12 protein-coding genes and 1 pseudogene are annotated in these 12,663 nt (G+C 61.2%); 7 read left to right on the top strand and 6 right to left on the bottom strand.

The annotated features are described in order from the left end of the window. Positions 1-62: 62 nt before the first annotated feature. Positions 63-1,331: an MFS transporter gene (locus tag H4V99_RS07525; RefSeq protein ID WP_280676950.1), complete on the bottom strand. Its 1,269-nt coding sequence runs from the start codon at positions 1,329-1,331 to the stop codon at positions 63-65. A gap of 545 nt (positions 1,332-1,876) precedes the next feature. On the opposite strand from H4V99_RS07525, the gene putP reads away from it, so the two are divergent. Then, positions 1,877-3,382: a sodium/proline symporter PutP gene (putP, locus tag H4V99_RS07520; RefSeq protein WP_280676948.1), complete on the top strand. Its 1,506-nt coding sequence runs from the start codon at positions 1,877-1,879 to the stop codon at positions 3,380-3,382. A gap of 89 nt (positions 3,383-3,471) precedes the next feature. Here the strand turns inward: putP and H4V99_RS07515 are convergent, their stop codons facing one another. The 3 genes from H4V99_RS07515 to H4V99_RS07505 are packed head-to-tail and all read right to left on the bottom strand — an operon-like array spanning position 3,472 to position 5,504. After that, a complete protein-coding gene (locus tag H4V99_RS07515; protein ID WP_280676946.1) occupies positions 3,472-4,242 on the bottom strand; it encodes an SCO1664 family protein in 771 nt (256 codons plus the stop codon). Continuing rightward, positions 4,239-4,787 carry a DUF3090 domain-containing protein gene (locus tag H4V99_RS07510; protein WP_280676944.1) on the bottom strand — a complete coding sequence of 183 codons (549 nt, stop codon included), beginning with the start codon at positions 4,785-4,787 and terminating at the stop codon, positions 4,239-4,241. Before H4V99_RS07510 ends, H4V99_RS07515 begins: the two co-directional genes overlap by 4 nt. A 9-nt stretch (positions 4,788-4,796) precedes the next feature. Beyond that, a complete protein-coding gene (locus H4V99_RS07505) occupies positions 4,797-5,504 on the bottom strand; it encodes a histidine phosphatase family protein (RefSeq protein ID WP_280676942.1) in 708 nt (235 codons plus the stop codon). A gap of 47 nt (positions 5,505-5,551) precedes the next feature. On the opposite strand from H4V99_RS07505, the pseudogene H4V99_RS07500 reads away from it, so the two are divergent. Then, positions 5,552-6,151: pseudogene (locus H4V99_RS07500) on the top strand (heme-binding protein). 74 nt (positions 6,152-6,225) lie between these two features. After that, positions 6,226-6,924: a DUF2461 domain-containing protein gene (locus H4V99_RS07495; protein WP_280676940.1), complete on the top strand. Its 699-nt coding sequence runs from the start codon at positions 6,226-6,228 to the stop codon at positions 6,922-6,924. Between the two features lie 61 nt (positions 6,925-6,985). Here H4V99_RS07495 and H4V99_RS07490 read toward each other — a convergent pair whose 3' ends face one another. Together H4V99_RS07490 and H4V99_RS07485 are read right to left on the bottom strand one after the other, a co-directional pair. Beyond that, positions 6,986-7,252: an SHOCT domain-containing protein gene (locus tag H4V99_RS07490; protein ID WP_280676938.1), complete on the bottom strand. Its 267-nt coding sequence runs from the start codon at positions 7,250-7,252 to the stop codon at positions 6,986-6,988. 12 nt (positions 7,253-7,264) lie between these two features. Beyond that, positions 7,265-7,693, bottom strand: a complete 429-nt coding sequence (locus tag H4V99_RS07485) for a DUF6325 family protein (RefSeq protein ID WP_280676936.1) — start codon at positions 7,691-7,693, stop codon at positions 7,265-7,267. 265 nt (positions 7,694-7,958) lie between these two features. Here H4V99_RS07485 and cls point away from each other — a divergent pair, with 265 nt between their 5' ends. The 4 genes from cls to H4V99_RS07465 all read left to right on the top strand — a co-directional run bounded on the left by cls (position 7,959) and on the right by H4V99_RS07465 (position 12,619). Further along, positions 7,959-9,431: a cardiolipin synthase gene (gene cls, locus H4V99_RS07480; protein ID WP_280680023.1), complete on the top strand. Its 1,473-nt coding sequence runs from the start codon at positions 7,959-7,961 to the stop codon at positions 9,429-9,431. Positions 9,432-9,485: 54 nt separating this feature from the next. Continuing rightward, complete coding sequence (locus H4V99_RS07475) at positions 9,486-10,424, top strand: 1-phosphofructokinase family hexose kinase (protein WP_280676934.1); 939 nt, start codon at positions 9,486-9,488, stop codon at positions 10,422-10,424. Positions 10,425-10,463: 39 nt separating this feature from the next. Further along, on the top strand, positions 10,464-11,342 hold the full coding sequence (locus H4V99_RS07470; protein ID WP_280676932.1) for an alpha/beta hydrolase: 879 nt from the start codon (positions 10,464-10,466) through the stop codon (positions 11,340-11,342). Between the two features lie 101 nt (positions 11,343-11,443). Next, entirely contained in the window at positions 11,444-12,619 is a 1,176-nt protein-coding gene (locus H4V99_RS07465; RefSeq protein ID WP_280676930.1) for an acyl-CoA dehydrogenase family protein, read from the top strand. Positions 12,620-12,663 lie beyond the last annotated feature (44 nt).

Here is a 12,663-nt window from a genome sequence, read left to right as displayed (position 1 = left end):
CGGGGTTTCTGCAGCTTCTCTACAACGGGGTCCAGCGTTCGCGCCAGAACGACGTTGTATTCCTACAAAAGATCTGGTGGGGACGGAGCGGCTCGCACGCCGTCACTGTCGGCGGGATCACGTTGGCGGCGGCTTGCGACGAGAAAGGGAATGCCGATGAGCTGCACGATTCCACCAAGAACGAGCGAGGCACCATAACCGCCGAGGTCGGCGGCACGGCCGAGCCCCGGCTGAATAAACACCCCGCCCAAGCTTCCACAGAGCGAGTCGAACGACAGCACGGTTGCACGCTGCTTGGAGGGGATCATGTCATTGAGATAGGCCTGACGCACCGGGCCGGCAGCAGCAAAGACGAAGCCCCACAGCACCAGGACAACAAGTGCGACACCGAAAACGCTGCCAAACCCGAGAACCACCAGCAACACCGCGCTCAGAACGGATGCCCCAATCACTGTGGTCGTGCGTCGGGCGAACATCCCACGCAAACGCGGCGCGAGGATGCCGCCCGCCACCTGAGCGAGCGAGAGCACGGCGGCAGCTAAACCTGCAATCGAGTAAGCGGATGGATCCCCGTAAAGCTGTAGGAGGTAGGGCTGGAGCGCATAGAAAGCATAAAACCCCACGCCGGATGCGAACGGGGCGGAAAGAATGACCCAGCGCACCGCTGGTCGCTTCAGACCGTACTCAACCGATTGGGCCAGCACGGTGCGGGTTGCTTTCAGTGGCCCGGCTGAGCGATCCGGCGTGAAGCCCAGGTCCTTCATCACGATGTACGCAAACACGAACAGCACCACCAACACCGCTGCGCGCATCACGAACGGCACGCCCAGGTTAGTCACCTGAGCGATCACGCCGCCGAGCACCGACCCCACAAACATCGCAACACCGCTGACGACGAGGCCGCGACCAAACACAGCCTCAAGACTTCCGGTGTACCTACTGAAGGTGAGCGCATCGACAAGCCAGGCTTCGACAGCCCCGGAGAAGAAGGTGAAGCCGAGCCCAAGAAGAACCGAGACGATCGCCCACCACACGAAGGGCGCATGCCAGAACCACAGCAGCCAGTACAGCACGGTCGTCGCCGAGAGCGTGATCGTGCCGAGGAGATAGGAGGCTTTGCGACCCACCGTATCTGCGACGACGCCGGTGGGGATTTCAAAGATCACCATTCCTGCAGTGAAGAACGCGTTAGCGGCGAAGGCTTCAAAGTTGCTGAGCCCAGCGTCGAGTAAAAACAGGGTGTTGATACCCCAAATGAACGACGCGGCCAGGGTGTTGCCCAGTAGCAATAAGAGGTACACACGCTGCACTCGCCGTGACGCCGAGTTCATGCCCCGCACCCACTCACCACACGCTTACAACTCACCAGATCATCCTTGTCCTTATTTACCGCGGAGACGAGGTGTTGTGCGCCAATGCTCGGCCGATCGGCCCTGATGGCATCAGCAGCGTAAGCCGCTGGCGCGGCTCACGATCAACAATTTTCTTCCTCGGGGCGGTACCGTGACCTAATCGTTACATAGCGCCCCCGTCGTACCCGCCGAGTCGTCGGAGACGACGAACCTCAGACCCCAGGCCTTTCGTGAGCAACAAATGCTGGACAACAACGCGAACTCGCAGGTCAGCGTGGGGTTCGCGTGTGTGTGCGATCTCCCTGACAGGTCTTCCTGATGCGCCCACCCACTCTGGCTATGGGGGCACCCCATTCAAATCGTCAGATTGGTCCCGATTGTTCCACAAACAGCCGTTTTCCGGGCCGAGTTGGGGGTCTTTTGCCCCTCGGGAGCAGCGATCTGTAACACTGGAAGAACGGAATCACATCGAATCTCCCCTACATCGGGCATTGAAACCGGGGAAACCCAATGGAGAAAACCCTATGACGGATCAAACTTTTCAACTTGCAGCAATCATTTTGTATCTGGCTGGCATGGTGGCCATCGGCTGGTTTGCCTACCGGCAGACCAAAGACCTCGACGACTACATGCTGGCCGGTCGCGCCCTCAAACCCGGCACCGCGGCGCTCAGCGCCGGCGCCTCGGACATGTCCGGCTGGCTGCTGCTCGGCCTCCCCGGGGCCATCTACGTCTCGGGCCTCGTCGAAGCGTGGATCGCCATCGGCCTCACCATTGGCGCATGGCTGAACTGGAAGTTCGTTGCCCCGCGGCTACGTTCCTATACCGAGGTTTCGAATAACTCGATCACCATTCCCAGCTTCCTGGAGAATCGACTCAAGGACAATTCGCGCTTGCTGCGCGTTGTCTCCGGCGTGATCATTCTGGTGTTCTTCACCTTCTATGTGTCGTCGGGCATGGTCGCTGGTGGTGTGTTCTTCGAGGAATCCTTCGGCTCCACCTTCCTTCTGGGCATGCTCATCGTCGCCGGTGTCACACTGCTTTACACGCTCTTCGGTGGATTCCTGGGTGCCACCCTCACGGACGTTGCTCAAGGCATCCTGATGCTCGTCGCTCTGATCGCGGTTCCGCTGGTCGCCCTGAACGCCACCGGTGGCCTCGCCGCAACCGTCGATTCCATCCGCCTGGTGGACCCGAACCTGCTCTCGCTCACCGCGGGTGGATCCGTGCTCGGTGTCATCTCTGCTGCGGCCTGGGGCCTCGGTTATGTTGGCCAGCCGCACATCATCGTGCGCTTCATGGCAATGCGCTCCCCGCAGGACGCCACGGCAGGACGTCGTATCGGAATCAGCTGGATGGTCGCAACAGCAGTCGGTGCCATTGCGACCGCACTGATCGGCATCGCCTACTTCCAGCAGAATCCGGAACTGAGCCTGGCAAACCCGGAGACGGTGTTCCTGATCCTGTCGCAGATTCTGTTCCACCCCTTCATTGCCGGGTTGGTCCTTGCCGCTGTTCTCGCCGCCATCATGAGCACCATCTCCTCACAGCTCATCGTGTCCTCGTCTGCCCTTGTTGAGGATCTGTACAAGATCGTCGGCAAGAAGGATGCGTCACCCAAGATGCTGATCATGCTCGGTCGCTTCGGCGTTCTGCTCGTTGCGATCATTGCCGGGCTTATTGCTCTCAACCGCGACTCCACGATCCTTGAGCTCGTTGGTTTCGCGTGGGCCGGATTCGGAGCAGCGTTCGGGCCGATCATTATTCTCTCGCTGTACTGGAAGAAGCTGTCCACTGCGGGCACGCTGGCCTCCATGATCACCGGTGCTGTCGTCGTTTTCATCTGGGGCAACTCGCCGCTGAGCGCCAGCCTGTACGAGATCGTGCCGGGCTTCGTAGCCAGCATGATCGTTGCCGTGGTGGTTTCCCTCGCCACCTACAAGCCGTCTGCAGAAATTGACGCCGAGTTTGACGCCGCTGCTGAGCAGTCTCACCCGAAGTACAAGGTGCCGGAGCGTGCGCGCGTCTAAGCGCACGTCCCTGCTCCACCAAAACGGCACCTGCCGCACGCATACGCGTGCGGCAGGTGCCGTTTGTGGTTCTGCTCGTGAGATCGAACCTAGAAGAGCGGCCAGGGGACGGCGGACATGTCGCCCTCCGGGGCGGGAAAACAGGCCTCAGCGCGAAGACGCGTACAGCGCGCCGCCAGGGCATCGATTTCAGCGGCGCCAATAAGGTCAGCAAGCGTCACCCGAAGCTCGCCGGTGAGGTGGGTCATGACCCGGTCGATGCCAGCCAGCTCGTCGCTCGTGAGCTCGTCACCGAGCCATCCCCACAGCACCGTGCGCAGCTTGTGCTCGGTATGAAAGGTGACGCCGTGGTCTACGCCGTGACGGTGACCGTCTTTCATCGCCAGAATGTGGTAACCCTTGCGGTCAGCGTTGTTGACGACGATGTCAAACACGGCCATGCGCCGAAGCGCCGCCGAGTCCTCGTGGATGAGCGCTACCGGGCGGCCTTTTTCGTCAGATCCCTCGAGCACCTGACGCCATCCCTCGCCCGGGACCGCATCTGCGGAGACCAGATCCACGGCGTCCTGGTCGGGATCGGCGTCCTGCCAGAGTTGCACCATGCCGGGTCCCATCGGACCGTCGCGGAGCCACGTTCGGGGCACGACGTTCCAGCCGAAAGACTGCGAGACCGCATAGGCAGCAACTTCCCGGCCGGCGAGGTTACCGTCGGGGAAATCCCACAACGGCTTCTCTCCGGTAATCGGCTTGTACACCACCTGCACTCCCCCGATGCTGCCGAGGAATGTGGCATTCGACGCGGTACGAATGCGCCCCGTGAGCTCGAGCACGTCGGTGTCGAGGTCGATCGCGGGGGTCATTCGTCGCCGGGCATCGGGCAGAAATGCCCGTCCGTGTCCATGGGGTTTCCGCACAGTGGGCACATCGGCCGTCCGGCACCCACAATTTCGCGGGTGCGCTTGGCAAATGCCCGCGCTGTTCCCACGGGCATGCGCACAAGGAGCACTTCCACGGGTTCCGGGGTTTCGGTTTCGAGGGCGTCTTCGTCGGTTTCTTCATACCGGTACGCCTCGATGACGACCTGTACCGTTGACGGGTCCCAGCCGAGGCTCATGGCGCTGGTGCGAAAGTCTTCTTCAACGGGCTGTTCGAGCGGGTCGTTGTCAACAAGTTCGATGGGCGTGATGGTAGGGATACTGAAGGGGTTGCCCTCATAAGCGATCAGTTGATCGAGAATCTCGTCGATCTTCTCAGCCAGCAGCTCGGACTGTTGTTTCTCGAGACCCACGCTCACGATCTGGGCGCCACTGCGCACCTGAAGGTAGAAGCTGCGGGATCCCGGGGCACCAACGGTACCGACGACGACTCGATCTGGCCAGGCGAACTCATGCACGATTGTAGGCATGGTTATATTTTAGGCACGCTGTTCGTGCGGCGCATGATGACCTGCCCCGCCACCGACCGGTGCATCGGTGGTGAGGTCTCTGGCTGCGAGCCACGCGAGGTCGCCGGAGTCGGTGTTGGTCGCGTGAACAGTGGGGCGACTCGTGCCGTAGCTCACGATCGAGATGGATGCGGGTCCCACGTTGATGCGCTGAAAAAGATCCAGATGCATACCGAGCGCGTCGGCCAGAATCGCTTTAATGATGTCTCCGTGGCTGACGGCCACCCACACCGCCCCCGGGCCGTGCTCGGCCTCAAACGCGGCGTCCAGGCGCCGAATCGCGGCAACCGACCGCGCCTGCATGGTCGCCATGGACTCGCCACCCGGGAACACCACCGCGGAGGGCTGGTTCTGCACCACCGGCCACAGAGCTTCCTTGGCCAGATCGCCGAGGGCCCGGCCCTGCCAATCGCCGTAGTCACACTCGGTAATGTCATGCTCCACCGGCACTGCCGGCGATCCCGTCTGCAGGTTGAGAATGAACTCCGATGTCTGCCGGCACCGCTCTAACGGGCTGGAGACCACGCCCACCAGCGGGACGACGGCCAGCCGTTTACCCGCACGGGCCGCTTGATCCTGACCTATCTGATCGAGACGGATGCCGTCCGCTCGCCCAGCCAGAATTCCGTCGGCATTTGCTGTGGTGCGTCCGTGACGCACAAGAAGAACTGTAGCCATGCCTACAGCCTAGGCATCTCCCTGTCGGGCACCTGACAGAGAGCCGAGTGGGTCAGCCAGCTCAGGGTCATGAGGGCTACCATGAGGCCGTGACCGATCAACAGCCCTATGACGTGGTGCGTACCGAGAGCGACTTTGAACTGCGCCGGTACCCGGAACATCTGCTCGCCGAGGTGACCACAGACGGCGAGTTTGACGATGCCGGCAATAAGGCTTTTCGATACCTGTTTGCATATATCAGTGGCGCCAATCGTTCACGCCAGAAGGTCGCGATGACGGCGCCTGTTGTGCAGGCAAACGCGTCGGAGAAGATTGCCATGACCGCCCCCGTGGTTCAGCAGGGCAGCACATCCTCGGGGCTCTTCGACGTGGCCTTCGTATTGCCTGCGGGGTTCACGGCAGAAACGGCACCACAGCCGACTGACTCCATGGTGCGGCTTCGCACCGTTCCGGAAAGCCTGGTCGCGGTGGTGCGCTTTCGTGGCAGCTGAAAAGAGGGTAACTTCGCTCAACATCTTGGGGAGTTGAGGTCGGCGCTGACTGCGGCGGGGCTCGCAGCCACGGGGACGCCTCGGTTCGCTCGCTTTGACCCGCCCTACCTGCCCGCATTTCTTCGGCACAACGAGGTCCTGCTCGACGTCCAGTAGGTCGACCCGGGCAATAGTGCACCCAGTCAACCGTGGCAGGATCTCTAGGAGTACCCGCCACACAAAGGACCCCGATGCCAGTGCACTTCACGGATGAGAGCATGCAGTTTCTCGTTGATCTTGAACACAACAATGAGCGGCCCTGGTTTCTGGAGCATAAGCCGACTTTTGACGCGACGCTCAAAGCGCCTCTGCTGAACATCATTGACAGGGTCAATGACGGACTCGAGGCCTTCGCGCCCGATTATCTGCGACCGCCGGAGAAAGCAATGTTTCGCATTTACCGTGACGTGCGCTTTGCCAAAGACAAAACTCCCTACAAAACCCACGTGGGGGCATTTTGGCCTCGGCAAGGCCAGGAGAAAACAGGTGGGGGTGGGTTTTACCTGCAGATTTCATCCACCGGCATCCTCATCGCCGGAGGGGCGTACCAGCCCCGGGCTCCTCAGCTTGCCAGCATTCGCGATTACGTTCTCAAGCATCACGTCGAGTTAGCGACGATTATCGAGACCCTGGAAAATAACGGTCTTGCCCACCCGATGGACGGCAACCCACTCATCCGGCCACCCCGCGGTTATCCGGCAGATCACCCCGCCATCGAGCTTCTCAAGAAACGGAGTTGGGCGGCGTCGGCCGAACTGCCGGCGGCAGCCGCGCTGCAACCGAACTTCGCTGACCTTGTCGTGGAACGATTTCGGGCCATGCTGCCCCTCGTCGCATTCCTCGGCACTGCCGTCCACGACGGCGAACTGCGCACAGCGGCCGAGAGATAGCGCACGTACCCAGCGAGACACAACGCAGCTCCGGCGCCGTGAGACGCCGGAGCAGCGTCCGTTAGATTCCGAGAAGTTTTGCTTTGGCCGCCGCGAATTCGGCGTCGTCCAGCAGCCCCGCAGATTTCAGTTGACCCAGCTTCGCCAGTTGGGCCAGCATGTCGTCCTGCGGTGTGGGTTGAGGAGCCTGCTGCTGGGCCGCCTGCTGTTGCGCACCGGCCTGCTGCCTATTGCGCACGTTGCCCGCTACCGCGGTTGCGGTTCCGGCGACCACGGCTGTGCGAGCCATCGTTCCCATCAGTCCGGGTCGTCCCATTCGTCGTGGCATGATCTTCGCCTTTCAATCCAAGTCATTCAATGAGGAGATGACCGCATCGACGGCCGCACCGGGAACACGGATACTTTCGAGCAATACTCCGCCAGAGTCGACGATTGCATCGCGCAGCGGCTTCATCCACGTGTGTTCGAACACCAATATCGCCGCCGAACTGTTGGGTTGCAGGCCGGCCGTCAGCTCCACCACGTCATCATCGGAGATGAGCCCATCAACCCGACCGAGCAGCTTCTCGAGGGATGCCACCTCCGAGTTCGCACCCAGCTCATCGAATTCCGAGAAAGCTACCGAGCCGTCCTCGTCCATCATCACGAAAAGTCCGTCGACAATCGTGATCGTCTCGTTGTCGACGATTTTTGCTAGCTCGGGAAGAATTGTTCCCGTGAAGTTATTCTCGGGAAACGAGATCACCAAAATTTCGATGGCTCCTAACATCGCGCATGCCTCCAAGACTCACGTTTCGCTCTTTTTCGACCACAGGCCCGTGCTGATACAGCGGAGTGTAGCCCCGCACATGCAACCCCGATAGGGACTCATCCGTGAATCCGTCAAGGCGTAGGGTCGTGGTCAAACGGAGAGGGTGACCGATGATCAGGACGCAATCGAGTATCGCCACCAGCAGATGTCGCAACACGGCCGTTATCCCGGCGGCACAACGAGCAACTCCCTCGATGCGAGTGCGCCCGCAGGGAGGGCAACCGTGAACGCGTCGCAGACCACCCTGTGGGTGTGGGTGATCGTCACCCTCATTGATCTGGCCGTACGGATCGCTGCGATCATCATCATTCCCCGCAATCGCAAGCCCAGTGCGGCTATGGCCTGGCTGCTGGCCGTTTTCTTGATCCCCTACATTGGTATCTTCTTCTTCCTGCTGATCGGGAGTTCGAAGCTGCCCAGAAAGCGACGTGACAAACAGGAACGCATCAATCGGCTCATTTCGGAGGGTGTCGCGGGCATGAACCTCGATCACGACCACACCGCCTGGCCGGCGTGGTTTGCCTCTGTCGTCGAGCTCAACACCCGCCTCGGAGCGGTTCCCATCATCGGCGGCAACACGGCCCGACTCATCGGTGACTACAACGCCTCGATCGCGGCTATGGCAGCCGCCATCAGAACATCGACGACGTTCGTGCACGTGGAGTTCTATATCGTGTCTTTCGATGAGACCACGAAGGACTTTTTCAGGGCGATGGAGGAGGCCGTCACACGGGGTGTGACCGTCCGGCTCATGTTGGACCACATCGCATCGGTCCGCACGGTCGGTCACGCCGAAACCTGTGCGGAGTTCGACCGTATCGGCGTCATGTGGCATTACATGCTCCCGGTTCAACCGCTCAAGGGTAAATATCAGCGGCCCGATCTGCGTAACCATCGCAAACTTGTCGTTGTTGATGGCAGGGTGGGATTCATGGGCTCGCAGAACCTCATTGACCGCAGTTACAACTCGGCCAAGAATCTCAAGCGGGGTTTGCAGTGGCAGGAGCTGATGACGGAAGTCACCGGACCCGTCATTAGCGGCATCAACGTTATCTTTCTCTCCGACTGGTACAGCGAGACCGACGAGATACTCAGCCACGAACGTGTTGCCGCGGACACCATTCTTTCGGAGACCTCCGAGCATGCGCTGGAATGCCAGGTCGTGCCGAGCGGTCCTGGTTTCGACGGGGAAAACAACCTGCGCTTGTTTCTGGCTCTCCTTTACTCAGCTCAGGAGCGCATCATCATCACAAGCCCGTACTTCGTGCCCGATGAGGCCATGATGTACGCGATCACGTCAGCCTGCCAGCGCGGCCTGCATGTGGAGCTTTTCGTCTCGGAAATCGGCGATCAGGGTGCGGTTTATCACGCTCAACGTTCCTATTACGCTGCTCTTCTCGAGGCGGGTGTGCACATCTGGATGTATCCCCCGCCGTTCATCCTGCATGCCAAACACTTTTCCATCGACGATGATGTCGCCGTGATCGGCTCCAGCAACATGGACATCCGCTCCTTCAGCCTGGATCTGGAGGTGTCGCTCATGGTGAGAGGGCACACCTTTGTCACGCAAATGCGGCAGGTTGAAGACGGGTACCGCCAGATCAGCCGGGAACTCACGCTCGCCGAATGGCAAAAAGAGCCCCTGCGCAGGACCGTACTGGACGGTCTGGCTCGACTGACTTCCGGGCTTCAGTAGTACCCGTTAGCGAAAAACAGACCCGAGCCAACGGCTCAGATCGAGGAAGTCACCATGCAGCCCATTCTCACACTGACGCTGAACCCCGCAGTGGACATCAGCACCTCCACGGAACGGGTGGTCAATGAGCACAAGCTACGCTGTAGCCGTTCGCGCCTCGATCCCGGTGGCGGTGGCATGAATGTGGCCCGCGTGGTGCAGCGGCTGGGCGGTCGGGCTCTCGCCATTTACACCGCGGGCGGTCCAACGGGTGAGGCCTATCGCCGTCTTGTTGAGGTCGAGCGTATCCCGACACTGGTGGTTCCTATCGCTGGCAGCACGCGGGAAAGCTTCACGGTCGATGAAATCGCCAGCGGCTCCCAGTTCCGTTTTGTGCTGCAGGGCCCCGAGCTCACCGACACCGAATGGCGAGCTTGTCTGGCGCTCGTCGCGGACTCCATTCCGGAAGGTGGGTACGTTGTCGCCAGCGGCAGTCTGCCTCCCGGGGTTCCCGACGACTTTTATGCCCGGGTTGCTCGACTCGCACGTGAACACGATGCTCGGTGCATAGTGGATGCCTGCGGTGCCGCGCTCGCTGCAGCACTTCACGAGGGCGTGTTCATGGTCAAACCCAGTGGTCGGGAGCTCGGAGAGTTTCTGGGGGCGACTCTCGACAGCGAGCAGAGCAAGATCGAGGCTGCGTCCACCCTTGTGGCGCAGGGAGCGGCCGAATTCGTTGCCCTCACCCTGGGCGGTGCGGGCGCGGTATTGGCTTCCGCTGACAGAATCCTCCGCCAGCCGGTCCCGCGCGTGAGTGTGCAGAGCACGGTTGGAGCCGGCGACAGTTTTCTCGGTGCGTTCGTACTCCGACTCGCTCAGGGCAGAGACCTGGCGAGGGCATTTCAGAGCGCTGTCGCTGCGGGAAGCGCCACGGCCATGACACCGGCAACAGAGCTGTGCCACCGCCACGACGTCGAGCGGCTGGAAGAGGAGCTGGCCCACCCGGTGAACTGACAGCCCGCGCCGGAGGGCAAGGGTCTATCGTGAAATATTGTGTTCACTCAAGAAGTTCCCACCTGGTTCACGACGGCACTCGAAGCGATACCGGAGCACCACACCATTGTGGTGGACGGCGTCGTGATCGCGTACCAAGCATGGGGCTCCACGGACGGTGATCCCGTCGTTCTCGTTCACGGCGGCGCAGCCCACGCCGGATGGTGGGATCACATCGCCCCCAACCTCACCGCGCGCCATCGGATCATCGCGCTGCACCTGTCCGGGCACGGCGAAAGTGGCCACCGACACACCTACTCCCTCTCCCAGTGGGCTTCCGAAGTCATGGCGGTTGCCGCCTCCGAGTCATCTACTCCCCCCATTCTTCTGGGGCACAGCCTGGGTGGACTCATCGCCCTCACCGCGGCAGCGGATGCCGCCCACGCCATTCGCGGAACGCTCGCGATTGACTCATCGATTACACCGCAGTCGGAGGAACGATGGTCACACCTCCCCCGAATAAACCGGCGAGAGGCCACAATCTACCCCGATCGCGCAACGATTCTGGGTCGCTACCGCACTCTCCCCGAAGACGACGCGACGCTGTCCTACATTCGCGACTATGTTGCAGCGGGTTCGATTGTGCAGGTCGAGGGTGGCTGGCGGTGGCGGTTTGATCCGGCGATCTTCGAAACCGCACCCTGGTGGAACCCGGATGATCTACTCAGCATCCAGGGAGACGTCGCGTTGCTGCTCGGGCGTCGGGGTGCCGGTGATTCGGACATCGCAGACTGGGTTCAGGCACGGTTTGGTGATCGAATCCCCGTCTCTGTCGTCGAAGACAGTGGTCATCATGTGATGCTCGATCAACCCCTTGCTCTCACGGAGGAGCTCCAGAAGTTAGTGGCACGCTGGTCCGAGCCGGAGCCCGCCGAGTGAATCGGCGATAAGGAGGCGCACCGTGCTGTCACACTCATTGTGGTTGAGTGGGCAGGACGGTGCCATTCTCGGAACACACAACGTAGCACCAAGGAGAGCGCATGTCAGACCGGGAGACCCGCCACACAGAGTTGGCCGAGAAGTATCTGCCCGACGATCTGCTGGAACGGTTCCGTGATCGCGCCGAGGTGTACGACCGAGAGAACCTTTTCTGTCATGACGACCTGGCCGAGCTTGCGACCCAGGGGTATCTCAGTGTCTTCGTGCCGACGGAATTTGGTGGCGGGGGCCTCACCCTCAACGAGGTTTCCCGATTGCAGCAACGACTGGCCACCGCCGCGCCGTCGACCGCTCTTGCCGTCAACATGCATCTCATGTGCACGGGTGTGGTGCGAGCCATGTTCGAGCGTGGTGACCGCTCCCTGTCGTATGTCTTCGACGAGGCTCTCACCGGCGAAATTTTTGCCTTCGGGGTGAGCGAGGCATCGAATGATGGGGTACTCCAAGATTCCACAACCGTCGCTGAGCCTCAGCCCGACGGGGGATATCTGCTCACGGGGGTGAAAATATTCACCTCGCTGTCTCCGGTGTGGACACGCATGATCGCGCACGGACTGGACAACACGGACGAGAACAACCCGACCCTCGTTTTCGGTTTCCTCGAACGCTCGGCCGACGGCATCTCCACGTCGGACCAGTGGGATGTTCTCGGCATGCGCGGGTCACAGAGTCGTGCCACAACGCTGACGAAGGTGCGCATGCGGCCAGACCGAGTGGCCCGCACCATTCCGGCGGGAAAGCACCCTGACCTGCTCACGTTTGCAATCGCCACTCATTTTCAGCTGCTGGTCGGCTCGGTCTACGCCGGAATTGCTCGCCGCGCACTAACGCTGGGAGCGCAGGGCCTAAAAACTCGGCAGTCCAGTAAAAACGGCACAACCTTCGCCGAAGTCCCGGAATTCCGATCCCGCCTGGCCGACGCCCTCATGGAGTACATGGCCGTCCCGGCGCAGCTGGAAACCTACAGCCGCGACTTTGACGACCTCGTGGACCATGGAGCCGGTTGGCCCCTGCGTCTGATCAGCGCGCGCCTCAATGCCTCGACGGTGGCGCGGCACGCCACCGAGTCGGCGATGATGTGCGTGGGCGGCGCGGGATTCAACGCCGGTCACGAGATCAATCGTCTTTTCAGGGACGCCACGGCAAGCCTGTTCCACCCGCCGAGCGTCGACGCCGCTCGTCCCATGTACGCGGCCGCGTTGCTCGACGACAACTGATGAAGAAAATTCTCGCAGCGTTATCCTTGCGGTCCCCACCTCCT

It is taken from the genome of Cryobacterium sp. CG_9.6, assembly GCF_029893365.1.
Taxonomy (GTDB): domain Bacteria; phylum Actinomycetota; class Actinomycetes; order Actinomycetales; family Microbacteriaceae; genus Cryobacterium.
This window is presented reverse-complemented; position numbering and strand designations above follow the sequence as displayed.

What these genes read in the sequence shown, in the direction of transcription:
- H4V99_RS07510 (WP_280676944.1), bottom strand. Translation starts at nt 4,787, where the DNA reads ATGCCTACAATCGTGCATGAGTTCGCCTGGCCAGATCGAGTCGTCGTC.
- H4V99_RS07485 (WP_280676936.1), bottom strand. Translation starts at nt 7,693, where the DNA reads ATGTTAGGAGCCATCGAAATTTTGGTGATCTCGTTTCCCGAGAATAAC.
- H4V99_RS07475 (WP_280676934.1), top strand. Translation starts at nt 9,486, where the DNA reads ATGCAGCCCATTCTCACACTGACGCTGAACCCCGCAGTGGACATCAGC.
- H4V99_RS07505 (WP_280676942.1), bottom strand. Translation starts at nt 5,504, where the DNA reads ATGGCTACAGTTCTTCTTGTGCGTCACGGACGCACCACAGCAAATGCC.
- H4V99_RS07490 (WP_280676938.1), bottom strand. Translation starts at nt 7,252, where the DNA reads ATGCCACGACGAATGGGACGACCCGGACTGATGGGAACGATGGCTCGC.
- H4V99_RS07465 (WP_280676930.1), top strand. Translation starts at nt 11,444, where the DNA reads ATGTCAGACCGGGAGACCCGCCACACAGAGTTGGCCGAGAAGTATCTG.
- putP (WP_280676948.1), top strand. Translation starts at nt 1,877, where the DNA reads ATGACGGATCAAACTTTTCAACTTGCAGCAATCATTTTGTATCTGGCT.
- H4V99_RS07495 (WP_280676940.1), top strand. Translation starts at nt 6,226, where the DNA reads ATGCCAGTGCACTTCACGGATGAGAGCATGCAGTTTCTCGTTGATCTT.
- H4V99_RS07525 (WP_280676950.1), bottom strand. Translation starts at nt 1,331, where the DNA reads ATGAACTCGGCGTCACGGCGAGTGCAGCGTGTGTACCTCTTATTGCTA.
- H4V99_RS07515 (WP_280676946.1), bottom strand. Translation starts at nt 4,242, where the DNA reads ATGACCCCCGCGATCGACCTCGACACCGACGTGCTCGAGCTCACGGGG.